Consider the following 23,795-nt stretch of genomic DNA (forward strand, 5'->3'; position numbering starts at 1 on the left):
AATGATCTATTGGTAGGTGATAAATTGAATCAAAAAGAGAAAGACATGGAAAGAGTACTAATTATAGGTGTAGAGCTAGACACAGATACCATTGACATTGAAAATTCATTAGATGAATTAGAAGAACTAGTGAGAGCAGCAGAAGGAATAGTTGTTTCAAGACTAATACAAAGAAAGGATTCTATTAATCCAGCTTTTTTTATAGGTAAAGGAAAGGCTGAGGAGATTAAAAACTATTGCGATGAGTTAGATATTTCAACAGTAGTTTTCAATGATGAATTATCTGGAGCACAACTTAGGAATTTAGAAAAAATAATTGATAGAAAGATTGTTGACAGAACGAATTTAATACTAGATATTTTTGCAAATCGTGCAGATTCAAGAGAAGGTAAATTACAAGTAAAGCTTGCCCAATTAAAATATCGACTTCCAAGATTAATAGGTTTTAGAGACTATTTATCTAGAACAGGGGGAGGTATTGGAACTAGAGGGCCTGGTGAACAAAAATTAGAAACGGATAGGAGACATATCTTAAGAGAAGTAGACAATATTGAAAAACAACTGAAAGAAGTGGAACAAAATAGAGATATTAAAAGAAGAAAAAGAGAAGATTCTAATCTTCCTATTGTTGCATTAGTTGGATATACCAATGCTGGGAAGTCTACATTACTAAATAAAATAATAGAATTAAGTGATGAATATGAAGAGTCAAAGCAAGTATTTGTAAAGGATATGCTTTTTGCTACATTGGACACATCATTAAGAAGAGCAAAGCTCCCTAATGGACAGGCGTTTTTATTAACGGATACAGTAGGATTTGTATCAAAATTGCCTACTAGGTTAGTTGAAGCATTTAAAGGAACTTTGGAAGAGGTAAAATATGCAGATTTATTGCTTCATGTTGTAGATGCTTCAAACAAGGATTTGGATATACAGATTAAAACTACTTACAATATATTAAAGGATTTAGATGTTTTAGATAAACCTATTATTACAGTATTTAACAAAATGGATAAAGTAGATATTCAAAATCTTTTCTATGATCATAAATATGTAGATAATAAAATATTTATATCAGCAGAAAATAGAGAGAATATAGATAAATTATTAGTGGATATAGAAGATTTACTGCCTCAGCAATATAAGGTGGTAACACTTAAGATACCTTATGACAAGCAAAGTATAGTCAATTATTTCATGGAAAATTATCAGGTTGGAAATATTGAATATATTGAAGATGGGTCTTTACTTTCACTTACGATAAATCATATAGATTTGCAAAAATATGGTGAATATATTATTTAATAATAGTATTTGATAAAAACATTCTATATAAAAGGAGTTGGTACTAATGATAATTAGAAATTGTGCTGGTGGAGTTGTATTTAACGATAAAAAGGTCTTTATCTTAAAAAATGACAAGAATGAATGGGTGTTACCAAAAGGAAAGATAAGAGAAGAACAACTTCCACCAGAAACTGCTGTCTACAGAGTAGAGTTTGAAGCAGGTATTGATAATCCAAAGATAGTATCATCAGCGGGAGAAACTGCTTATGAATTTTATTCATTTTCTAGGAATCAAGCAGTATGTAATAAAATCACATGGTATATAATGGAGTCTACTAATGAAGAGCATTTAATAAACAAAGATGAGGGCTTTTCAGAGGGTGGATTTTATCCAGTTGAACAAGCAGTTGATATGATTACTTATAGCCAAGATAAATCCCTTGTAAGATTATCCTATAATAGATATCTAGAATTCAAAGATTATCAACAAAGAGTAAACTTTGCTTAAATAATAAGGAGATTATATCTCCTTATTATTTTGAAAATGAGGGAAATAATTATGGATAAGATTTATAAGACAACATTTGCTTATGGTGAAGCTGAGACTATCATCAATAAATCTAGATTTATTGGTTATTCTATGCCTATAAAATCTGAGGAAGAAGCTCTAGAGTTTATAGATAAGATCAAAACAAAACATAGAGATGCAACTCACAATGTATATGCATATGTATTTGGTAAAGATAGCAATACTCAAAGATTTAGCGATGATGGAGAACCTTCAGGAACAGCAGGAATACCAGCTTTGGAAGTCATTAAAAAAGAGAATTTAAGAAATGTTGTAGTAGTCATTACAAGATATTTTGGTGGAACAAAACTTGGTGCAGGTGGACTCATTCGTGCTTATACTAAAGGAGCAAAGATAGGCTTAGACTCGGGAGTAATAGTTGATATGGTACTTCATGCCAAGATAAAGATTAGAGTTGATTATACTTTATATGGCAAAGTAGAACATTACCTTATGACAGAGGGTTATATAGTAGATGAATCAATATTTGATGAAGCTGTTAATATTTATGTATATATAGAAGATTCAAAGATAGATGAATTTATTAAAATTGTAACTGATTTAACAAATGGAAATTCTACATTTGAAAATATGGATGAAGAGTATATTCCTATTAAAGATGGTAAAAGACTATCCTAGTATGAGTTAAGAAGGGACTTTCGGGGTATAATTTTATAGGGGTGATATATATGGAAGATATGGCAAAAATAAAAGAAGAAATGCTTAGTAAAAAAGTATGGGTAGTAGTAGGCGTTACTGGTAAGAAAGATAGATTTGGTTATAAAATATGGAGAACATTGAAGGAATTTGATTATGAAACATATGGTGTAAGCCCAAACTATGAAGAACTTGAAGGGGATAAGATTTATCCTTCAGTTAAGGATTTGCCTAAAAAAGTTGATGTACTAGATATGGTTGTAGCTCCAAAGATAGCTATTCACATTCTGGATGAGGCAAAAGAAGCTGGGATTGAGTATATATGGTTCCAACCAGGCACATATAATGAGGAAGTTCTAAGTAAAGCAAGAGAACTTGAATTTAAAATACTTTATGATGATTGTGTTTATGCTACTTTAAGAAAAAGTCATTAAAGATAAAGAATAGGTCTGAACTATAGGCCTATTCTTTCTTTTTGAATAATTCAATAGCTCCTACAACTAATAGAAAAAATCCAAAGTATTTTCTTAGCTTTAATGGGTCAATTTTTAGAGCTATAAATGATCCTATTATAGCCCCACCTATACCTCCCAAGATAATTAATTTAGCAAATGAAAAATCAATATTACCCTTTTTATAATGGGTGATTAAGGCTACAATAGCAACAGGAAGGAATACCATTAGATTTACTCCTTGTGCTTTTTGTTGCTCTAGGCTATAAAATATTACTAAAGAGGGAATAAGGATAGTACCTCCACCTATGCCCATACCACTAATTATTCCTGATAAAAAACCAATTAATCCTAGAATCATTTCCATATCATCCTTATAGCAGTATAAACAATTACACTACCGAATATTTTCCTCAATATGTGAATAGGTATTTTATTTAAAATTTTTGCTCCAATATAAGACCCTATTACACCACCAAGTATTACAGGAATAACTACTTTAAAGGGAATAGAGTCCTTTGTAAAGTATATAATAGTACTTATAATGGATAAGGGTAGAATAATAGATATTGCAGTGGCATGGGCTTTGTAATCATTTACCCCTAATATAAAAACTAAGGCAGGCACTACAATAGTTCCGCCTCCTGATCCAAACAACCCATTTATTAATCCAGTTATTAAACCTATTGTTAATAATTTTAACTTATTTTTATCCATAGATTACTCCTTTATGTTATAATCATTATGATTAATCTCACCAATTCTAAAGAAGATATACATAAGATGATTTAAATAAAAACTACAGATAATTTTCAGGTAGTCATAGGAGGATTGTAAAAATGCAAAAGATAGATCTTGTATGTGATGAATTAGTAAACTGGTTACAAGAAAAAGTAAAAGAGGCAAATGCACAGGGCGTAGTTTTTGGATTAAGTGGAGGAATAGATTCAGCTGTTATCGCTGGCATAGCCAAAAGAGCATTTCCTCATGATTCTATAGGTATAATAATGCCATGTCATAGTGACCCAATAGATGAGGAGCATGGGGTTTTAGTGGCTGAAAAGTTAAATTTAAAAACTGATAAAGTTGATTTATCTAATTCCTTTGATGTACTGCTTGAATCCATGGCAGAAGAGAATAAGAACAAAATGGCTATATCAAATTTAAAGCCAAGACTTAGAATGATGACTCTATATTATTATGCTCAAAATAATAATTATTTAGTATTAGGGTCAAGCAATAAATCTGAATTAACAGTAGGATATTTTACTAAACATGGTGATAGTGGAGTTGATTTATTGCCTTTAGCTTCATTTGTGAAATCTGAAATCTATGAATTAGCAAGATTTTTGGAAATCCCAGAAATCATCATAGAAAAACCACCAACAGCAGGTCTATGGGCAAACCAAACTGATGAAAAAGAAATGGGATTTTCCTATGATGTATTGGATAAATATATAAAAACAGGTGAAGGCCCTGAAGAAATAGTAGGCAAAATTCAAAGGATGAATTCAATTAGTAAACACAAAAGAATTTATCCCCCAATCTTTGAATTGAAAATTTAATAAAGTAGATGAAATAAATATAATCTTGTGCTAAAATATATAAGGCAATACTATAAAGGGAGTGAAATTACATGGCAGGACATTCCAAATGGAATAATATTAAGAATAAAAAGGGTAAGGAAGATGCCAAAAGGGCAAAAATCTTTACAAAATTAGGTAGATATATTATGGTTGCATCAAAAGAAGGTGGAGCAGATCCAGACTACAACCCAGCATTAAAGGCAGCAATAGATAAAGCAAAGGCAGAAAACATGCCAAATGACAATATAGAAAGAGCAATTAAAAAAGGCTCAGGTGAATTAGGATCTGACAATTTCGAAGAGATAATATACGAAGGCTATGGACCATCAGGGATAGCTGTATTTGCACTTTGTTTGACTGACAATAGAAATAGAACAGCACCAGATGTTAGACATGCTTTTGATAAATGTGGCGGAAATCTAGGTCAATCAGGATCAGTAACATTTATGTTTGATAGAAAAGGTGTCATAGCAATAGAAAGAGCTGATTCAATTGATGAAGATGAACTAACTATGCAAGCTATTGAATTAGGAGCAGAAGACTTTATATCAGAGGATGAAGGCTTTGAAATAATCTCTACTCCAGAAGATTTTAATGCTGTTAGAGACGGTTTAGAAAAGGCAGGATATACCTTTGCTATGGCAGAGATAAGCTATATTCCACAAAACACAATAGAATTAACAGATGAAAAAGATATTAAAAACATGGAGAAATTAATAGATATGCTTGAAGACCATGACGATGTTCAAGAGGTGTATCACAACTGGGAGATGCCAGAGGAAGAGTAATCGAGGTGTCGACTCTAAATGCCCTTTTTATATGAATGAAAAAACATATGAGAAGGGTATTTCTAGTTTGCAAATACATATATAAGAGGGCTTATATATGAAGGGAGTTAGATATTTGACCAAATAATATATGTAGATTTGGAGAAAGAGGGGACGAATATGCTTGAATCAAACATAGGAGAATTAGCCGCACTAGCCACAGCTTTTTGCTGGTCATTAAGTGCTACATCATTTGAATTATCAGGAAAAAGGGTAGGGTCATTATCAGTAAATTACATTAGGCTTATTACAGGATTTATATTCATTAGTATATTTACTTTTTTTACTAGGGGATATTTTTTACCTATTGATGCAACAATAGAAAATTGGACATTTTTAAGTATATCTGGTTTAATAGGTTTTTTTATAGGTGATTTGTTTTTATTTCAATCCTATTTAGAGGTAGGTTCAAGAGTATCTATGTTAATAATGGCTACATCTCCGCCTATTACAGCATTACTTGGGTTTCTTATTTTTGGTGAGAAATTACGCACTATTAGTATCCTAGGAATGATAATAACTCTCTTAGGTATTGCAATAGTTATACTGAGCAAAAATCCTGAGGATAAAAAAATAAAAGTTGCACATTCATTAAAGGGACTTATCTATGCATTTTTAGGCTCTCTTGGACAATCAGTAGGTCTAATATTCAGTAAGATAGGTATGGGGGGATATAATCCCTTCGCAGCAACTCAGATACGTATAATAGCTGGATTTATCAGTTTTACAATATTGTTTATATATTTGAATAAATGGGATGATTTGAAATTAGCATTCAAGGATAGGAAAGCTATGTTTGGCATTACCATAGGTTCTATATTTGGTCCCTTTGTTGGAGTATCATTGTCCTTAATATCATTACAGCATATTTCAGCAGGAATATCATCTACCATTACATCAATAGTTCCTGTTACTATAATCCCAATATCAATACTAGTTTTTAAAGAGAAAATTAGACTAAAAGAAATATTAGGAGCTATAACAACTGTTGTTGGTGTAGCAGTATTATTTCTATTTTAAAAAGGTGGAGCAATTTAAAAGATGCAAAATGAACCATTCATTTTGCATCTTTTTCTTATGATGAGGAAAATGGATATTTAAGTGGTTAATGATAGAATATTATTATAATCTTCAATAGTGTCTATATCCATTAGGATCCCTGGATCATCAATATCCAATAAGAATATATTTTGTTTGTGTATAAAGTCCCTTAGGGTATTACAAGAAGTGTCTTCCATAAGTTCTTTAATCAGATAGGATTTCATTAGTAATGGATGACCTCTTTTTCCATTATAGATTGGAATAACAATGTCCTTATTTATATTCAGCATTTCATCATATGTTTTTTTCTTTATCAAAGGATAATCGCCTGGTATTAGAAAGAATCTTTCTTCTCTAATGTTCATTAGACCAGTTTTTACTGAGCTAAACATTCCATCTAAGAATTTAGGATTATGCACTAATTCAACCTTAGGGTATTTGGCTAATATATCTTCTATATCTTTAATCCTATATCCACCTACAACTATTATTCTTGAACATAAATCGTTCATACCAAGAATGCATTGTTCAATTACAGTTTTTCTATTGATTTCTACTATCAATTTATTAATTCCAAACCTAGATGATAGTCCGGCAGCTAAAACTATTCCTTCAATCTTTTTGTTTTGCATTATATACTACCTGTTAATATGGATTTTATTGCTTCTTCAATCTCCGCATATCCTGTACATCTACATAGATTTGATTGAAGCCATTCTTCTATTGCTGCATCATCAGCATCGGGGTGAATTTTAGAAAGTGCATGGCAAACCATTAGAAACCCAGAAGTACAGTAACCACATTGAAATCCCCAATTTTCAACAAATGCTTTTTGAATTGGTGCATCTTTTAGTCCCTCTACAGTAATGATTTTTTTCCCGATAGCCTCTACAGTGAGCATTAAGCAGGATTTAATAGGCCAATCATCTACTAAAATAGTACATGCACCACAATCTCCATTTTCACATCCAGGCTTTGCGCCTGTTAAACCAAGTTCTTTTCTTAATGTGAATAATAATATATCTGAAGGTTTTGCAACTATATCCCTATCTTCACCATTTATATTCAGAGTTAACACTGTGGTATTCAATATTTCAAGCATTAAACTACCTCCCCAAATTTCTCAAAGACTTCCAATAGAGTACCTTTGAGTACAAATTTTCTATATTCAGAGGAGCCACTAATATCATTTAATAATTCGTATGGGAGATTTTGAATTATTTTATTGATTCTATTATCTATTGAATATGAATTATCGTTTAAAATATCTTCAATTTGAGTAGATCTAATCGGATATTCACACAAACCACTAAAAGCAATTGAAATCTTATCATTATCTTTTAGAGCTGCTATTGTAAGTAAAGGATAGTCTATCTTTTCATTCTTTGTTCGTTTCATATGGAGATAGGGCATGGAGAGGAATTTCTTATTTATAATAACTTGAACAATCATAGTTCCCTTTTCAAGTTGGATTCCCTTGTTACATATACTATCCAATGAGACTCGTTTTTTCCCGTCTTTATTAGCTAATAAAATTTCACTATTAGATAATAGAAGTGGCAGTAAAGCTTCTTTATATATTATAGTGCCAAGTAAATTACCACCTAAAGTGATCTTTCCTTGTATGGTATGGTCGGCTATTCTTTGGACTGTCATACTAAGAAGTGGAAAAAGATTTTCTTCAGCTATTTGTGTTAAGGTAATAGCAGAACCTAATACTAATTCATTTTTTATAATCTTATAAATATTACATTCTGGGATAGCTTTAATATCTACCACTGCCTCCGTATACCTATTGTTCATCCTTGCCATGGATATAAATTCAGTTCCACCACCATAGTATATAGGTTTTTTTCCATCGGATTCTAATCTATTGAATAAGTTAATAGCTTCATCTAAAGTTTCTGGTTTATAATACTCAAAATCAAAGGGTATCATATTTACCTCCAGTTTTGGTTTTCCATATTAATTCAGGAGAAATTGGTAATGTATCAAAATCATCTTTGGCAGCTAATGATAGGGCATTAGCAAAAGCAGCAGGTATTCCTAAAATTCCATGTTCACCTATACCCCTAGCACCGAATGGAGCATCTATTTGAGGTGTTTCTATAAAATCAACTATATATACAGGGTTTTCACCATATCTTATTAACTTATATGTCCTGAGGGAAGTATTTTCTAATATGCCATCATCATTATATAAAAATTCTTCCCGGGTAGCTAAACCTAAACCCATACTCATGCCACCCATTATGACTCCGGCGGCAGTCTTGGGATTTACAACTCTACCTGCATCTACAACTGTTGCAGCTTTTAACAATCTATAGGAATAATTAGTAGGATTATACTCAATTTCTACTGCTTGAGCACCTACAGTCCATGATTCTCCAGTTTTACCTTTTCCCGATTTATTATCTAATGGTCGTAAATGTTTCATGATATAGTTGCCGTGACCAATTATTTGGCCACCTATAGATGGGCCATCAGGATACTTGTATCCATGAGCTACATCTCTAAAATGAATATATGTTGTAGGATCATCTCTTAAGTATACTACTTGGTTTTTTACATCTAATTCATCTGGAGTACATCTAAGAACTATTGAACAAATTAAACGAAGTTGATTTAATATATCTTCAACTGCTTTGATAGCAGCATTTCCAACCATAAATGTTGTCATGCTTGCCACCGTTTTCCAATGCTTAGGAGTGATTTGAGTGTCTACATCCATAAATACATGAACCTTCTCAACATCCATTTTCATTTTTTCAGCAACTATTTGAGCTATTGCTGTTTTCATCCCAGGGCCAATTTCTACACCACCAAAGTTAAGATTTACACTGCCATCAGAATTTAACATCAAGATAACACCTGATGTAGCATTTGAAGCAGAGTTGGAAGTTTTCCAAAAGCAAGAGATTCCTTTCGCCCTTATTGTACCTTTTTCTGTTTCTTTTATTTGACCTTCTTCCCAGTTTATTGCTTCTTTTAACTTAAAAATACAACTTTGTAAGTTTCCGATACTACTAAAAGTGACTCTGTTTTGTGTTGGTGAAGTATTTCCCTCAGTTATAGCATTTTTTATTCTTAATTCCATAGGATCAATCTTTAATTTTGCCGCTAATTTATCTAGTATTCTCTCCATGGAAAAATTAGATGCTACATGACCGAAACCACGATATGATGTAACATAAGAATGATTAGTATAGATAGTAAAAGAATCGCAATAAACATTCTCAATATTGAATGGGCCAGTACAAGAACTAGCAATAGCCTTAGCCATACGAGTACCAGTGTCAGAATATGCACCACATTCTACAAAATAAGTACATTCTAAGGCTTTTATTATACCTTCTTTTGTTGCACCTATTTTTAGCTTAGATTCGACGCCTATTTTAGAAGGAGAAGCAAAGATATCTTCTTCCCTAGAGTTTGCAATTCGAACAGGCTTTCCTCCAACAGCTCTAGAGGCTAAGTATGCTATAAATTCTAGCTGAACAGTGGCCTTTCCCCCAAATGCACCCCCAACTAAAGGAGTTCTTACAATAATATTACCCTCGGGTATACTGAAAACTTTGCTCAATTCCTCCTTAACTGCAAAGGGACCTTGGGAGGCAGTATCAATTAATACAGTTCCATTTGGTAATATTTGTGCTTGGCAATTTCGAGTCTCCATAGCAAGATGATCAGATTGAGGCATCGAAAAAGATGATTCTATAATTACATCACATTCACTCCAGCCTTTTTGCATATCTCCTTTTCTAATTTTTACATGGCCCGCAATATTTGAGTTATGCTGTGGATTCACTTCAGTATTAGGGCAATGATATAGAGATACGTTATCATGAATTAATGTAGCATCTAACTTAATAGCATCTGAAATTGAATTGACTATAGGCAAAGGTTCATAATCAACATTAATAAGCTTCATAGCTCTCATTGCTTCCTCTTCACTATTTGCAACTACTACTGCTACAGGTTCACCATAATATCTTACTTTCCCTATCGCTATAGGAGGCCTATCCTGTATTACTGAACCAGTTAAAACTGGAAAATAGTCACCAGTGATTATTGTTTGAACACCTTTTGATATTGATGCTTCTTCTACATCAATTGATTTTATAATTGCATGGGCATGAGTGCTTGTAAGGGTTTTGGCATGCAAGGTATTAGCAGTTATAGAATCACCAGTATATTTCGCAGCACCTGTTACCTTGTCCCAAGCTTCTTTCCTTAGGACACTTACTCCAACTCCTCTTATATCATTCATAAATTCTCCTCCTTAGCGAGATGACACAAAGACTATCCCTTATTTCTAAATGTGGGTAAAAATTATAATTAAGTATATTATCATATTGTTTCCATATAAATTGTATGTATTCAAGAGAATCAAGTGATGTAATTTAAAATAGAAATTCATAATAAGATGTTCGTATAAAAGTATTACTATTAAACATAATAAGAGTAGATATATAATTAAGGAGGTAAAACATGGAAGCAAATGAAAATTTCTACGAAATAAAGGACAGATTCATAGCTGCAGATTTAGATACTAAGATTCAAATTTACACTACAGTACAGGGTTTATCGGTGGAACAATATAAAGAATTATTGAGTGTTTTTCCCATTAAATATCTAGATAAATTAGAAAAAGCTATGAATTAAATTCTATGAGGATTGAAGGATAATATTTCTTTCAATCCTTTATCATTTAGTGGGAAATATGATATTATAGTTTAAATAAGATTATTAGGGGGAATATTATTTGAAAAAAACATTGCTAATATTATTAGTTTTTTCTATATCACTAGCCTGTCTTTTAATAGCAACAGAAGCAAATACATTTGATCTTAAGAAATATCTAAATTCCTTTGACAAGCATGACACAATGGATGTAACTGGAAAAAGCTTTCGAGAATTAGGGGATATCACAAATGATTTATTTGAATACTTAAGGGGTAAGTCAGGGGACGAAATTCTAGAACCTAATTTCAATGAACGAGAAATACTACATATGAGGGATGTACAGGTATTGTTCAAATATGGTTTTATATTAAAATACGTATCTGTTATTTTAGCTCTTGCAATAATAATTTATTTTAGAATAAAGAGAGATGTCAAGATTGTTGGTAGATACATGTATAAAGGCTTATTTGCTAATTGGATTTTAGTGGGAATCTTAGGATTAATGGTGTATTTTAATTTTGATAAATACTTTACTATTTTTCATAAAATATTCTTTAGTAATGATCTTTGGCTTTTAAATCCAGAAACAGATCTTCTTATTCAAATGTTACCAGAAGAATTTTTTATTTCCATGGCAATAAGTATTATGTTATCTTTTCTTGGTTTTGTGGCAACAATACAAGGTATAGGATATGCTACAGCCAGGAAGGAGAAGGGTAATAGTGAAAAAAAATTCAAATGGTTCAAAAGAGATTCGAAAGATTAAAGAAAGACAAAGAGTATTAGATAATTTTTATACTAAACAAATGAAAAAAGGAAAAACTACTAGAGCGGATATATTAGATAAAATATCTCTAGGAATAGTAATTACTATATTTATGTTTTTATTATTATATAAGATAATAGGCAGCTTTATTATATCTATGATTTTGGGTCTTATGCTTTCAGTTTTAATGGGATATTATGTAATGAAATTAAATAAAAAAACAAGATGTAAGAAAATAGAACAAATAAAAAATGATTATAAGTTAAAACTAGAAGAAGAAAAGGTATTACTCCATGATGAAGATATAGAAGACTACATAGTAAATAGATACTATGAAAAAAAAACTGAAATAAAGTCAAGTGTTAATTTTTTCAGTAAAGATAAGGTATTTAAGCTATATCTTTTGTTTTTGATTTTTTATGTCATATCGTATTTTACAAGTTATAAAATCTATTATAAGATAATGGCTGTTTTGTGTTTTGCAACAGCATCTTTTATAGGTGCATATAATATTACTGAATATATAAGAGAAAAAGAGAATAAGGATTTACTTAATTAGTAACTTACTATATAATATAATTGTTAGTTAGACAGAGTAGGTAAAGAGCGTTAAGTGTTAAGGGATGGGAAGTTGCCCTTAAACGAAGGATGTTTGTCTGCGATTCTTTACCGCGTCCGCTGAATCATTAAAGAATTCTCTCTTCTTTATTGTGACAGTTGCCTGTCATTAACAAAAGAAAGGAGGAATAAAGTGAATAATTTTAGTAATGGTAAAATCAGTACAAAAACTCTCGTTCAGGCTGGTTTCTTAGTAGCTCTTTCTATTGTTTTAACAAGATTTTTAGCTATTATGGTACCAGTTGCAGGACTTCCATCTACACTAAGACTTAGTTTTGGTGAAATTCCACTAATGATATCTGGTTTATTATTTGGACCTATTATCGGTGGCATATCTGGATTAGCTGCAGATTTAATTGGGGTTGTGGTATTACCACAAGGTCCATATTTTCCGGGCTTTACTCTTAGTTCTATCTTGTGGGGTGTAATACCAGGAATATTTAGTTTTTATTTTAAGAGAAAAGGACAAGGTAAAAACCCTTTTTCTTTTAAAAATGTTTTTCTAGTAGTATGCGTTTCAATTTTAGTGATTTCAATAGGTTTGAATACCTATTGGTTATCAATAATGCTTGGTAAAGGATATATGATATTGTTGCCAGGAAGAGCCATATCTGCTTTTGTTAATATTCCTATTCAATCTTATATTATCGCTACTTTAATAAAATATTTAAAAACTATGATAGTATATCAATAGGATATTATATTAATAAACTTAAAAGATATATAGAGACATAATAATTAGATTTTGAAGACTTCTTCCTTTTTAGGCAGAAGTCTTTTACATAAGGAGGTATATTTATGATAAGATTTTTAACGGGTGGAGAGTCTCATGGTGAAAAGCTTTTAGGTATAATTGATGGAATACCAGCAAATTTATTTTTAGATATAGATTTTATAAATAGAGAGCTAAAAAGAAGACAAATGGGTTATGGTAGATCAGCTAGGATGGAAATAGAAAGTGATGAAGTTATATTTTTATCCGGTATTAATGAAAATTATACTACTGGAAATCCTATTTCTTTATCTATAGCAAATAGAGGGAGAAACATAGAATTAGTCGAAGTTACAAAACCAAGACCAGGTCATGGAGATTTGGTAGGTGCCTTGAAGTATAATCAAAAGGGTGGAAGGAATATTCTAGAAAGAGCCTCTGCCAGAGAAACAGCTATGCGTGTTGCAATGGGCAGTATTTGTAAGATATTATTAAAGACATTTAATATAGAAATCTTTAGTCATGTAATAAATATTGGGGGAGTAGACTCAAATATTAACTATTATAATGGATTAAATATGGAAGACTTAAGACATGCTGATCAATCTAGTATTAGAGTTATTGATAAAACATCTGAAGAAATAATAATTGAAAAAATTAAAGAAGCAAAAGAAGAAGGAGATACTTTAGGTGGAGTTATAGAAGTTATTGTGCAAAATGTCCCTGTTGGTCTTGGTAGTCACACTAATTGGGATACAAAAATTGATGGAAGACTAGCTGCTGCAATAATGGGTATACAAGGAATTAAGGGAGTTGAATTTGGACTTGGGCATTTGGCTGCATCAAGAAAAGGGTCAGAGTTTCAAGATGAAATATTATTTGAAAATAAATATAAGAGAAAAACAAATAATTCTGGAGGAATTGAGGCAGGAATCACTAATGGAGAAGATTTAGTAATAAGGGCAACAATGAAGCCAATTCCAACTCTTAGAAAACCATTAACCACTGTTGATATGATTACTAAAGAAGCAGCAATAGCTCAATTTGAAAGATCAGATATATGCGCAGTTCCATCTGCAAGCATTGTTGCTGAATCTATGATAGCATATATATTAGCAGATGAATTATTGAAAAAAATTGGAGGGGATTTTATAGAGGAAATTAAGGTAAACTTTGATAATTATCTTAAATACTTGGAAAGTAGGTAATAATATGGACTTTAAGATGGCAGATAATATTTGGGAAGAGTTAAAAAAGTATATAATTAAAGAAAACTTTATTTTAGCTACTGATAGGAATGTATATAATGCATATAAAGAAGATATAGATAATTTAATGGATGGAAGAACAAGTATATACATTATGCCTTCAGGAGAAACAAATAAAACTCACGAAGAATTAATGAATATATACGAGGTCTTAATAGAGAATAAAATTGATAGAAATGGTATAATCTTAAGTCTTGGTGGAGGAGTAGTAGGTGATTTAGTAGGTTTTGCAGCATCCACATATAAAAGAGGTATTGATTACATTCAAGTCCCTACTACATTATTATCTCAAGTGGATAGTAGTATTGGTGGAAAGACTGGCATTGATTTTCAAGGGTACAAGAATATTGTAGGTAGCTTTTATTTTCCAATAGTTTCTTTAATTGAAACTTCTTTCATTCACACCTTGCCAGAAAGAGAAATTACCTGTGGACTAGGAGAGATAATAAAATATGGCTTAATCAAAGACTATGATTTTTTTAAATATATAGAAAAAAATATTAAAAAGATTTATATGAGGGATATGAGAATAATCCAACATGTTGTTAAGAAATCTATAGAGATAAAATTATCTTTTGTTGAGGAAGATAAATTAGATTTAGGAATCCGACAAAAGTTGAATTTTGGACATACCATAGGACATGGTATAGAGTCTCTTTTCAATTGTGAAAGATATAATCATGGGGAGTCTATAATACTTGGAATGATATATGAAAGCAAAATTGCATATGATAGGAATTTTATCGACGAAGAGTATTATAGAGAGATAATAAACATACTAAGACCTTTAGTAGAAGAAGTATCTTTTACCGATGAAGATATAAAGCTTGTATTAAACTATATGGGAAATGATAAGAAGAATAAAGATAATAAAACTGCATTTGTTTTACCTATTGGAAAAGGTAAAGTAGATATATTTTATGACATTGATGAAGAAGTCATAAGGAAATCCTTCTTAAGTGATTTTTAGCATAGTTCAAAACAATAGGGAGGTGGAGAAATTGAAGATAGAAGGAATAAATAAATTAAAGGGTGAAATAAAAATACCAGGAGATAAATCTATTTCCCATAGAGCGGTAATGTTTGGATCACTTGCAGATGGAGAAACTAATATTGAAAATATCTTACTATCTGAAGATACTCTTAGAACAATAGAATGTTTTGAGGAGATGGGAGTTAAAATAGATGTAGATAAGACTAACAATAAAGCAAGGATAATAGGAAGTGGGATTTATGGATTAAAGAAACCTACTAAGGATTTAGACTGTGGAAATTCAGGTACAACAATGAGGCTTTTATCGGGCATATTAGCAGGACAAGACTTTTCTTCATCTTTAGTAGGAGATGCTTCTTTATCCAAACGACCAATGGATAGAATTATTATTCCACTAACAAAAATGGGAGGAAATATAAAAGGAGCAAATGACAAATATCCACCATTACATATTTATCCTTCAAAAGAGATAAGAGGAATAGAATATGAATTACCAGTAGCCAGTGCCCAAGTAAAATCAGCTATTATCCTTGCATCTATATATAGTAAGTCTAAAAGCAATATTATTGAAAAAAAAGTTACACGTGACCATACTGAAAGAATGCTAAAGTACTTTGGTGAAGGTCAATTTATAGGAAAAGAAATTTATGTGCCAGGGGATATTTCCTCTGCAGCATTTTTTATTGTAGGAGCTTCTATAATTAAAGGTTCATCAATTAGAATAATGGATGTAAATATAAATCCTACAAGAAATGGAATTATAGATGTACTTAGAGAAATGGGTGGGAATATCTCTATAGAAAATGTCAGAAATGTAAATAATGAACCAATGGCTGATATTGATGTAGCATATGCATCGCTAAAGGGAGTAAATGTAGATGAAAACTTAATAGGAAGATTAATTGATGAGATTCCAATACTAGCTGTTGCGGCAGCTTTTGCTGAGGGTACTACAATAATCAGAAATGCAGAGGAATTAAAATATAAAGAAACAAATAGAATAAAAGCTATGGTAAATGAGTTAAAAAAAATGGGTGCAGATATTGATGAGTTACCAGATGGTTTGATTATTCATGGTAAAAAAGAACTTAAACCTTCTATTGTAGATACCTATAAGGACCATAGGATAGCAATGGCTCTATCCATAGCAGCCTTAAATGTTCAAGGAGTGTCAGAAATTAAAAATAGTGAATGTGTGAATATTTCTTTTCCAAGTTTTTATAGTAATATATTAGATTTATTTGAATAAATTTTGATTTTTTCTCAATAAAGTCTTATAATAGCAATATAGTTAATTATAGGAGGAAGCCAAATGAAAAAACAATTACCAATAGCATTATCCAATAGACATATACATTTAAGTCAAAGGGATCTAGAAATATTATTCGGAGAAGGTTATGAATTAACAAAGAAAAAGGATTTGTCCCAACCAGGACAATATGCTTGTGAAGAAAAAGTAGATGTAGTAGGAGTAAAAAATACTATAAAGGGAGTAAGGATATTAGGTCCAGTTAGATCGAATACTCAATTTGAAATATCTGTAATGGATGCATTCACGCTTGGTGTTCCAGCTATTATAAGAAATTCAGGTGATATAGCTGATACTCCAGGAGCTAAACTTGTTGGGCCTAAGGGCGAAGTTGAAATCAAAGAAGGATTGATAGTAGCTGCAAGACATATCCATATGCATACATCTGATGCAGAAGAATTTGGAGTAGTTGACAAAGAAGTGGTTAGCATCAAGCTAGATGGACCAAGGGGATTAGTATTTAATAATGTGCTAATTAGAGTGCATGAAAACTACGCATTAGAGATGCATATCGATATAGAAGAGGGAAATGCTTCAGGAGCTAAAAATGGAGATTTAGTTGAATTAATAAAATAATTACATTTGATAAATGGAGGTTAGCTATATGACAAATATATTGAAGATGATTGATCATACAGTGTTAAAACCAGAAACTACAAGAGAGATGATTAAGCAACTTTGCAATGAAGCAATAGAATATAATTTTGCTGCTGTGTGTGTAAATCCTTATCATGTAAGTTATTGTAAGGAAATCTTAAATGGTTCTGATATAAAAGTAGCTACTGTTATAGGTTTTCCACTAGGTGCAAATACAAAAGAAGTAAAAGCTTTTGAAACTGTAGAAGCAATAAAAAATGGTGCTGATGAGATAGATATGGTAATCAATATCGGGGCATTAAAGGATAAAGACTATACAATAGTTAAAGAGGATATAAAAAGTGTAGTAGAAGCAGCTAAAGGCAAAGCTTTGGTTAAAGTAATTATTGAAGCTTGTTTGTTAACAGATGAAGAGAAGAAAAAAGCATGTGAATTATCCATGGAAGCAGGAGCAGATTTTGTAAAGACATCTACCGGATTTTCAACTGGTGGTGCCACATATGAGGATGTAAAGCTCATGAAGTCTGTAGTAGGTGATAAACTTGAAGTTAAGGCTTCTGGTGGAGTAAGAGATTTAGGTACTGCACAGAAAATGATCGAAGCTGGAGCAACTAGACTTGGTACTAGTTCAGGAATTAATATAGCAGAGTCAATAAGCAGAAATAAATAAATAAATAATTATTTCCCTTTCTTGTTATAAAATTTGCAAAAAAAGCAAAACTATAGTAAGAGGAGGGATATATTGAAAAAATATATAATTTTAATTATTATTGCTTTAGCAACAACTCAAGTTGGATGCAGAACAGATATTGATAAGGAAATTGTTGAAACTAAAGAGCCTAATACTAGCTCAATTCAAGTATCATCAGAAGATAAGGAGATTATTGATAGGTCAGAGAACTTATCAGATTTTGTTGTTGAACTATTTGGAGTAGATGATGCTGCTACCATTATTTTTAATGATACTGCATTAGTCACAGTTGTAATGGCATATGATAAAGAACTTACAGAAGACACAAAAGAACTAATAAATGATTTGGTAATGGAGAAAGATGCTGGAATAAATCAAGTACTAATATCCCAGGATGAAAAGACATTCTTTGAAGTTATTGAGGTAATTTCTGAACTAATGAATGGCTCTCCTTATGATAATCATGTAGATCAGATTAGCAAGATGATAGAGAAATCAAACAAAAAAAATTAACCCTTTCGAAAGATTGGGTTTTTGTATTTTTTACTGAAATCCTTAATATTAATATAAGTAACAAATTAAAAATTTGGGTATAGTAAAGTTGTATATCTATAAGGAGGAGGAATGGAATTGACATTGAAATCAGAAAGAATGAATTTGGGGAATGGAGTTAACTTAAATTTAATAAAAACAGACAAATTTAAATCAAATTTATTGAGCTATTATTTTATGAGGCCTCTATCAAAGGATGAAGTCACTAAAAATGCTTTATTGCCTTTAGTATTAAAAAGAGGAACAGATGAATATACTACAAACCTTGAAATACAAAGGAAATTAGAAGAGAATTATGGTGCAAATCTAAGTATAGCAATCAATAAAAGAGGAGAGAAGCATGTATTAAGATTTACAATAGAAACTGTCAATGGAGGTTATGTAGGCGATAGAGATTATATTTATGATGTAATAGATTTGTTGAATTCAATTATATATAATCCTGTCCTTGAAAAAGGTTTTTTCAAAAAAGATTATGTAGAGCAGGAAAAGGAAAACTTAAAACGAAGAATAGAAGGAAGAATAAATGATAAAAGGTCATATGCACTAGATAGATGTATAGAAGAAATGTGCAAAAATGAAAAATTTAGTATATATCCTTTAGGCAATATTAATGATTTAGAATATATTAATGAGGATGTATTATACAGCCATTATCAAGATGTAATACGGTCATCTCCTATAGAGATATTTTATGTTGGTGAATACGATGAAAAACTAGTTGAATATATAAAAGACACTAAGAATATTAAGAGGGATAATGTTCTAAATATACCTAGAGAGCAAATAATCTCTAGTGTTAGCACTAAAAATATGATTTCTGAAGAATTAGATGTAAACCAAGGGAAATTAGTCTTAGGTTATAGAACGGGCATACCATACGAAGATAGGCTATATAATGGTTTAGTATTAGCATCTGACATTCTAGGAGGGGGACCTAATTCTAAATTATTTAGAAATGTAAGGGAGAAAGAAAGTTTAGCATATTATATATCGACTTCAGTTCTTAAATATAAGTCAATCATGTTAATAGATGGAGGCATTGAATTTGACAATTTTGAGAAGACAATAGATATAGTAAAAGAACAAATAGAAGATATTAAAAAAGGTAATTTTACTGATGAAGATATTCAGATATCTAAAAAGTCTATAAAATCATCAACGGAATCTATAAAAGATAGTATCTTCCTAATATCTGAATTTTTCTTTAGCCAAAGTTTATCTGGAGATAATAGATCTCTAAATCAAATACTAGCTGACCTTGATGGTGTTACTAAAGAAGAAATTAAGGAGGCTATGTCTAAGGTTGCCCTTGATACTATATATTTTATGAAAAACTCAGAGAAAGGAGATAAATAATTGGATATTAAAATATACGAAAACGAGAAAATAAGAGAAAAACTATATTATAAAGAGATGGAGTCGGGATTAAAAGTCTATTTTGTACCTAAGCAAGGTTATACTAAACAATATGCAATATTTGCTACTGACTATGGTTCCATTGATAATGTTTTTATTCCAATCGGTGAGAAAGATTCCATAGAAGTTCCAGAAGGTATTGCACATTTTTTAGAGCATAAACTTTTTGAAGAACCTGAGCAAAATATTTTTGATAAATTCTCTAAATTTGGTGGAAATGTAAATGCCTATACCAATTTTAATCAAACTGCCTATTTGTTTTCATCTACAGAGAATTTCTATGAGAATCTTCAATTACTAGTGGAGTTTGTACAGCATCCATTTTTTACTGATGAAAATGTTGAGAAAGAGAAGGGAATTATTACCCAAGAAATAAATATGTATAGAGATAATCCAAATTGGAAAGTGTTTTTTAATTGTTTAAAAGCCATGTATAATGAGCACCCTGTTAGAATAGATATTGCTGGTACAGTAGACAGTATCCAAAAAATCAACAAAGATTTGCTTTACAAATGTTATAATACTTTCTATAATCCATCAAATATGGTTCTATTTGTTGTTGGAGACCTTTTATTTGATGAAATAATCAAAGTAGTAGATAAATCTGAGAGAAAAGACTACAAAGAAGCTGAAGAAATTACTAGAATTTTTCCAGCAGAGCCAACAGAAGTAAAAGAAAAACTTATTGAAGAAAACATGATGGTATCTATTCCCTTATTTTACATGGGTTTTAAAGATAGTGATTGTAATTTAATAGGAGAAGAACAAGTTAAGAAGGATTTTGTAAGCAATCTAATACTGGATATGCTTTTTGGATCTAGCTCAGTATTTTATAATGATCTTTATGAGGAAGGTTTAATCGATAGTAGCTTTGGTTCGTATTTTACTGGTAAGAAATCCTATGGTCATTCCTTAGTTGTAGGGGAATCCAAAGATCCTAAAGAAGTATATAATAGAATAATTTCTCTAATAGATAAGCCAACAGAATCAATTTTATTAGAAAAAGATTTTAATCGAATTAAATCAAAAGGTATTGGAGAAGTGTTAATGGGCTTTAATTCTATTGAATTTATAGCAAACAACTTTATTGATTTATACTTTGATGATTTTCTTTTAATAGACTATTTAGACCTTTTGGAGTCCATTGAATATAAAGATATAATTGAAAGATTTAAATCCCATTTTACTAAGGATAATGTAGTTCTTTCTATAATTAATCCATTATCATAATAGGAAATTACTTATATTTATGGTATACTAATCCAATGAAGAATGCAGAAAGGTGGTTGTATTATGGATCGAGTAGCATTTAGTATATTTGGTTTAGATGTTATGTGGTATGGACTATTAATAGCTACAGGTGTGCTAATAGGTGTACTTATAGCAATAAAACAAGCAAAGAGAATAGGGCTTGATGAAGAGACCTTAATAGATTTTTTAATTTGGGTGATTCCACTAAGCTTAGTAGGTGCAAGAGTATATTATGTAATATTTGAATGGGATGTATATAGACACAATCCGATTGATGCATTAAATATTAGAAATGGTGGCTTAGCAATCCATGGTGCAATAATTACAGCTATTATTGTGGCAGTGATTTTTACTAAAATAAAGAAAATAGATTTTTGGATGATTGCAGATGTATGTGCACCTAGTTTAATATTAGGTCAATCTATTGGTAGATGGGGAAACTTTACTAACCAAGAGGCACATGGAGGGCCAACTAATTTACCTTGGGGTATTATGATAGATGGAGTAAAGGTCCATCCAACATTTCTCTATGAATCAATTTGGAACTTTTTAGTGTTCTTATTCCTTTTATGGTATGGAAGAAATAAGCAAAAAGTTAGAGGAGAATTATTTCTATTATATTTAATACTATATTCATTTATTAGATTCTTTATAGAAGGGCTTAGGACGGATAGTTTGATGCTTGGATCCATTAGAGTAGCTCAAATAGTAAGTGTTATAGGAATTCTGATTCCAGCAATCATCATTTATGTGAGAAGAAAAGAAAAGATTGATATCTAGAGATAAATAAAATAAAAGCTGTTGACAAAGGGAATTGAACTGCCCCCTGTCAAGTTGACAGGTAAAAAAATAGAAATATTTATTTTTGTTCCCACTAGTAATATTATTAGTGGGAATTTTTATGCCGCCATCAAATAGCACTCTAGTGGCGTCATTCCTTTTAGTACCTTCTGTGGTCGTTCTTCGTTGTAAAAATAAATATATTCTTCAATATCATCTACTAATTCTTCTCTTGTTTGATAAGGTTTCTGATTCTTCTTTAAATGATATCTTTCTGATTTAATCTTTCCCCAAATAGACTCCATTGGTCCATTGTCTATACATTTTCCGACTCTACTCATGCTTTGTTTTATTTCCCTTGACTCTAATATCTTCCTAAATCCAAATGATGTGTATTGGAACCCTCTGTCACTATGGATAAGAGGTTTTGCATTAAGATTCTTCTTTAAGGCATTTTTAAAATTTTCAAATACTAATTTATTATTGTTTGATATTCCAAAATTCCAGTCTACTATCCTGTTACTATGAAGGTCAAGAATGGCGCTTAAATACACTTTCCCTTCAAGAGTATGAAATTCTGTAACATCGGTTAACCATTTTTCATTTGGCCTATTGCTTGAGAATTCTCTATTTAGGATGTTTTCAGCAATATGCTCAGCCTTAACTTTCGTGTATACCTTTTTCTTGATTCTAGTGACTGATTTAATCCCCATAATTTTCATTAATCTGTAGATGCGTTTGTAATTATATTTTGTTTTGCACTTTCTGTTTATGGCAAGTGTCATCTGTCTGTAGCCATAGATTCCATCTACTTCTTCATAGATTTCTGCAATTTGAGAAGTAATTTTTTCAAATTCCTCTTCCTTTTGACTATGATCTCTTTTCAAGTATTGGTAGTGGGCTTGTCTTGATATATCTGCTATTTTACACAAAGATGAGATAGAGTGACCCTCTTCGTGTAATTCATAAATAGCCTGGTGGAGCATGAAGGCAGGAACTAGGCCTAGTGATATCTCTTCTCTAGTTCCTCTAATTTTTTTAAGAATTTGTTCTCCAGTTCTAAGTTTTCATTTGCTTTTCTAAGTTTTCGATTCTCTATTTTTAATTTGTCTAATTCTGTTAACTGTGGTTCTTCTTTAGCCTTACCTCTAAGATCTAGAAGTGCTTTTTCCCCACCTTTTTCATGCTTTTTAATCCATGTGTATACTTGCTGGTAACTTACACCATACAATTCAGCGGTTTGCTTGTAATTTAAGCTATTATCTATACAGTAGTTAACAATTTCTATTCTTTCTTCATATGCTGTTTTGCGTCCCTTAGTCATTTTAGAAGTACCTCCTGGTGTGGATTTTAATCCTTTACCATTATTATACCTCTTAATCCAATCTTGAAGCCGACCGTGGGTACTAATTCCATATTTTATGCAAATTTCCATTTGAGAGCCTTCACCATTTAAATATGCTTCTACCGCTTGGGATTTTAATTCCTCTGAATATCTTTTCCAGGTTTTAGAATGATTTAGCTCATCTATTCCACCAGAGTCATACTTTAGTCCCCAAACTCTGATGGTTTCTGCGCTAATGCCATATTTAGTTGCAATCTTTGAAGTAGAAGCTTCTATTTTTAATTCTTCTAATATTGCTAGCTTTTGCTCTCCTGTAAACTTTATTCTTTTTGACATAAAAATACTCCCCCTACATTAACAGTTTTTATTATTTCAACTGTCAACATTAA

At 31.1% G+C, this 23,795-nt stretch carries 28 protein-coding genes and 1 riboswitch; of the genes, 20 read left to right on the plus strand and 8 right to left on the minus strand.

The window, feature by feature from the left end; translation table 11 throughout:
- Positions 1–45 precede the first annotated feature (45 nt).
- Genes hflX through RIN63_RS11285 form a run of 4 tightly spaced genes read left to right on the plus strand, consistent with a single transcriptional unit; the run spans position 46 to position 2,946 of the window.
- Positions 46–1,305 (plus strand): GTPase HflX, encoded by a 1,260-nt coding sequence (hflX, locus tag RIN63_RS11270; RefSeq protein WP_399324845.1) that lies wholly within the window; start codon positions 46–48, stop codon positions 1,303–1,305.
- Between the two features lie 46 nt (positions 1,306–1,351).
- On the plus strand, positions 1,352–1,795 hold the full coding sequence (locus RIN63_RS11275) for an NUDIX hydrolase (RefSeq protein ID WP_310444831.1): 444 nt from the start codon (positions 1,352–1,354) through the stop codon (positions 1,793–1,795).
- Between the two features lie 51 nt (positions 1,796–1,846).
- Positions 1,847–2,494 (plus strand): YigZ family protein, encoded by a 648-nt coding sequence (locus RIN63_RS11280; protein ID WP_310444832.1) that lies wholly within the window; start codon positions 1,847–1,849, stop codon positions 2,492–2,494.
- Between the two features lie 50 nt (positions 2,495–2,544).
- Positions 2,545–2,946 carry a CoA-binding protein gene (locus RIN63_RS11285; RefSeq protein ID WP_310444833.1) on the plus strand — a complete coding sequence of 134 codons (402 nt, stop codon included), beginning with the start codon at positions 2,545–2,547 and terminating at the stop codon, positions 2,944–2,946.
- Between the two features lie 28 nt (positions 2,947–2,974).
- Here the strand turns inward: RIN63_RS11285 and RIN63_RS11290 are convergent, their stop codons facing one another.
- Both RIN63_RS11290 and RIN63_RS11295 read right to left on the minus strand, forming a co-directional pair.
- The gene (locus RIN63_RS11290; protein ID WP_310444834.1) at positions 2,975–3,331 is read right to left on the minus strand and encodes a TSUP family transporter; all 357 of its coding nucleotides are present in this window, start codon (positions 3,329–3,331) and stop codon (positions 2,975–2,977) included.
- On the minus strand, positions 3,322–3,681 hold the full coding sequence (locus RIN63_RS11295) for a sulfite exporter TauE/SafE family protein (protein WP_310444835.1): 360 nt from the start codon (positions 3,679–3,681) through the stop codon (positions 3,322–3,324). The genes RIN63_RS11290 and RIN63_RS11295 overlap by 10 nt, the downstream gene beginning before the upstream one ends.
- A 122-nt stretch (positions 3,682–3,803) precedes the next feature.
- On the opposite strand from RIN63_RS11295, the gene nadE reads away from it, so the two are divergent.
- The 3 genes from nadE to RIN63_RS11310 all read left to right on the plus strand — a co-directional run bounded on the left by nadE (position 3,804) and on the right by RIN63_RS11310 (position 6,397).
- Positions 3,804–4,529, plus strand: coding sequence for an NAD(+) synthase (gene nadE, locus RIN63_RS11300; protein ID WP_310444836.1), 726 nt, complete (start codon positions 3,804–3,806; stop codon positions 4,527–4,529).
- A gap of 71 nt (positions 4,530–4,600) precedes the next feature.
- The gene (locus RIN63_RS11305; protein ID WP_310444837.1) at positions 4,601–5,338 is read left to right on the plus strand and encodes a YebC/PmpR family DNA-binding transcriptional regulator; all 738 of its coding nucleotides are present in this window, start codon (positions 4,601–4,603) and stop codon (positions 5,336–5,338) included.
- Positions 5,339–5,497: 159 nt separating this feature from the next.
- On the plus strand, positions 5,498–6,397 hold the full coding sequence (locus RIN63_RS11310; RefSeq protein WP_310444838.1) for a DMT family transporter: 900 nt from the start codon (positions 5,498–5,500) through the stop codon (positions 6,395–6,397).
- 77 nt (positions 6,398–6,474) lie between these two features.
- Here RIN63_RS11310 and RIN63_RS11315 read toward each other — a convergent pair whose 3' ends face one another.
- The 4 genes from RIN63_RS11315 to RIN63_RS11330 are packed head-to-tail and all read right to left on the minus strand — an operon-like array spanning position 6,475 to position 10,688.
- Positions 6,475–7,050, minus strand: a complete 576-nt coding sequence (locus RIN63_RS11315) for a nucleotidyltransferase family protein (RefSeq protein WP_310444839.1) — start codon at positions 7,048–7,050, stop codon at positions 6,475–6,477.
- Positions 7,050–7,520: a 2Fe-2S iron-sulfur cluster-binding protein gene (locus RIN63_RS11320; RefSeq protein WP_310444840.1), complete on the minus strand. Its 471-nt coding sequence runs from the start codon at positions 7,518–7,520 to the stop codon at positions 7,050–7,052. The genes RIN63_RS11315 and RIN63_RS11320 overlap by 1 nt, the downstream gene beginning before the upstream one ends.
- Positions 7,520–8,356: an FAD binding domain-containing protein gene (locus RIN63_RS11325; protein ID WP_310444841.1), complete on the minus strand. Its 837-nt coding sequence runs from the start codon at positions 8,354–8,356 to the stop codon at positions 7,520–7,522. The genes RIN63_RS11320 and RIN63_RS11325 overlap by 1 nt, the downstream gene beginning before the upstream one ends.
- On the minus strand, positions 8,343–10,688 hold the full coding sequence (locus RIN63_RS11330) for a xanthine dehydrogenase family protein molybdopterin-binding subunit (protein ID WP_310444842.1): 2,346 nt from the start codon (positions 10,686–10,688) through the stop codon (positions 8,343–8,345). Before RIN63_RS11330 ends, RIN63_RS11325 begins: the two co-directional genes overlap by 14 nt.
- A gap of 221 nt (positions 10,689–10,909) precedes the next feature.
- Here RIN63_RS11330 and RIN63_RS11335 point away from each other — a divergent pair, with 221 nt between their 5' ends.
- The 13 genes from RIN63_RS11335 to lgt all read left to right on the plus strand — a co-directional run bounded on the left by RIN63_RS11335 (position 10,910) and on the right by lgt (position 22,061).
- The gene (locus RIN63_RS11335) at positions 10,910–11,083 is read left to right on the plus strand and encodes a hypothetical protein (protein ID WP_310444843.1); all 174 of its coding nucleotides are present in this window, start codon (positions 10,910–10,912) and stop codon (positions 11,081–11,083) included.
- 100 nt (positions 11,084–11,183) lie between these two features.
- Complete coding sequence (locus RIN63_RS11340) at positions 11,184–11,870, plus strand: TIGR01906 family membrane protein (protein ID WP_310444844.1); 687 nt, start codon at positions 11,184–11,186, stop codon at positions 11,868–11,870.
- A complete protein-coding gene (locus RIN63_RS11345) occupies positions 11,827–12,429 on the plus strand; it encodes a hypothetical protein (protein WP_310444845.1) in 603 nt (200 codons plus the stop codon). Before RIN63_RS11340 ends, RIN63_RS11345 begins: the two co-directional genes overlap by 44 nt.
- Positions 12,430–12,459: 30 nt before the next feature.
- Positions 12,460–12,553: riboswitch (THF riboswitch) on the plus strand.
- 68 nt (positions 12,554–12,621) lie between these two features.
- Positions 12,622–13,182: a folate family ECF transporter S component gene (locus RIN63_RS11350; RefSeq protein ID WP_310444846.1), complete on the plus strand. Its 561-nt coding sequence runs from the start codon at positions 12,622–12,624 to the stop codon at positions 13,180–13,182.
- 104 nt (positions 13,183–13,286) lie between these two features.
- The gene (gene aroC, locus RIN63_RS11355; protein ID WP_310444847.1) at positions 13,287–14,408 is read left to right on the plus strand and encodes a chorismate synthase; all 1,122 of its coding nucleotides are present in this window, start codon (positions 13,287–13,289) and stop codon (positions 14,406–14,408) included.
- Positions 14,409–14,412: 4 nt separating this feature from the next.
- Entirely contained in the window at positions 14,413–15,438 is a 1,026-nt protein-coding gene (aroB, locus tag RIN63_RS11360) for a 3-dehydroquinate synthase (RefSeq protein ID WP_310444848.1), read from the plus strand.
- A 22-nt stretch (positions 15,439–15,460) separates the two neighbouring features.
- Positions 15,461–16,711: a 3-phosphoshikimate 1-carboxyvinyltransferase gene (gene aroA / locus RIN63_RS11365; RefSeq protein WP_399324795.1), complete on the plus strand. Its 1,251-nt coding sequence runs from the start codon at positions 15,461–15,463 to the stop codon at positions 16,709–16,711.
- 63 nt (positions 16,712–16,774) lie between these two features.
- Positions 16,775–17,347, plus strand: a complete 573-nt coding sequence (gene pduL, locus RIN63_RS11370) for a phosphate propanoyltransferase (protein ID WP_310444850.1) — start codon at positions 16,775–16,777, stop codon at positions 17,345–17,347.
- 28 nt (positions 17,348–17,375) lie between these two features.
- On the plus strand, positions 17,376–18,038 hold the full coding sequence (gene deoC, locus RIN63_RS11375) for a deoxyribose-phosphate aldolase (RefSeq protein WP_310444851.1): 663 nt from the start codon (positions 17,376–17,378) through the stop codon (positions 18,036–18,038).
- A 72-nt stretch (positions 18,039–18,110) separates the two neighbouring features.
- Positions 18,111–18,572: a YhcN/YlaJ family sporulation lipoprotein gene (locus RIN63_RS11380; RefSeq protein WP_310444852.1), complete on the plus strand. Its 462-nt coding sequence runs from the start codon at positions 18,111–18,113 to the stop codon at positions 18,570–18,572.
- A gap of 117 nt (positions 18,573–18,689) precedes the next feature.
- Positions 18,690–19,970, plus strand: a complete 1,281-nt coding sequence (gene yfmF / locus RIN63_RS11385) for an EF-P 5-aminopentanol modification-associated protein YfmF (protein WP_310444853.1) — start codon at positions 18,690–18,692, stop codon at positions 19,968–19,970.
- Positions 19,971–21,260, plus strand: coding sequence for an EF-P 5-aminopentanol modification-associated protein YfmH (yfmH, locus tag RIN63_RS11390; RefSeq protein WP_310444854.1), 1,290 nt, complete (start codon positions 19,971–19,973; stop codon positions 21,258–21,260). It begins immediately after the preceding gene.
- A gap of 63 nt (positions 21,261–21,323) precedes the next feature.
- Positions 21,324–22,061, plus strand: coding sequence for a prolipoprotein diacylglyceryl transferase (gene lgt / locus RIN63_RS11395; protein WP_310444855.1), 738 nt, complete (start codon positions 21,324–21,326; stop codon positions 22,059–22,061).
- Positions 22,062–22,180: 119 nt separating this feature from the next.
- Here lgt and RIN63_RS11400 read toward each other — a convergent pair whose 3' ends face one another.
- Both RIN63_RS11400 and RIN63_RS11405 read right to left on the minus strand, forming a co-directional pair.
- Positions 22,181–23,107, minus strand: a complete 927-nt coding sequence (locus RIN63_RS11400; protein ID WP_310444988.1) for an IS3 family transposase — start codon at positions 23,105–23,107, stop codon at positions 22,181–22,183.
- On the minus strand, positions 23,065–23,742 hold the full coding sequence (locus tag RIN63_RS11405; protein ID WP_310444856.1) for a helix-turn-helix domain-containing protein: 678 nt from the start codon (positions 23,740–23,742) through the stop codon (positions 23,065–23,067). Before RIN63_RS11405 ends, RIN63_RS11400 begins: the two co-directional genes overlap by 43 nt.
- Positions 23,743–23,795 lie beyond the last annotated feature (53 nt).

The organism is Tissierella sp. (assembly GCF_031460495.1).
Taxonomy (GTDB): domain Bacteria; phylum Bacillota; class Clostridia; order Tissierellales; family Tissierellaceae; genus JAVKTS01.